This window comes from Vibrio sp. 378 (assembly GCF_033339435.1).
Genome location: NZ_JAWOUO010000927.1, coordinates 1 through 571 on the forward strand (window position 1 = coordinate 1; position 571 = coordinate 571).

The following is a 571-nucleotide window of genomic DNA, read 5'->3' on the forward strand; positions in this document are numbered from 1 at the left end:
GTTATGTCTCGGTTTGCCGTCAGCACTACAAAGAAGCCCTAGGTAAATAAACCTATCCATTCAGCTTCAAAGCAGTACAGAAAAGCCACCGAACTCGGTGGCTTTTTAATTGTTCATTTCGCTCAGACGAGATCAAAACCGAATCGCTCTAACAAGACTTGATAAGATGAATCCACTTGATTTGGAACGTCTTGCTTAGTTTGAAATCCTTTTTCGGGATAGCTTTTGACGCGGGAAAAATCTTCCATCAGCGCTTCTAACACCATCATTAGCGGCATGTCTTCGTTGATGTATTCGAAGAATGGATGAGCGGTAGAACTGACTTGCACTCGCGAGTAGGGCGATTGCCATTGCTTCTCAAACGTAGCGATGGCGCGGCGTTCCATAAATGGCTTTTGCACTAAAATAATAGATTCGCATTGGATGCCTTTCTCTTTTAATAACTGCAGTTGCCAACCAATACGTTGCTCTGCGAAGAACATGCACCATTTTTTGTGCCATTGGTTCGGCTGCAGGGTGGAACCGAGATAATTGTCGGTATCGAAACCAAACTCTTTCTGTTCTCCCCATT

The 571-nt window shown here is 44.1% G+C and carries 1 protein-coding gene; it reads right to left on the bottom strand.

Going from position 1 to position 571, the window contains the following annotated elements; translation table 11 throughout:
* Positions 1-122: 122 nt before the first annotated feature.
* The coding region (locus R7Q48_RS31770; protein ID WP_411979313.1) for a fructosamine kinase family protein at positions 123-571 on the bottom strand (449 nt) is incomplete at its 5' end.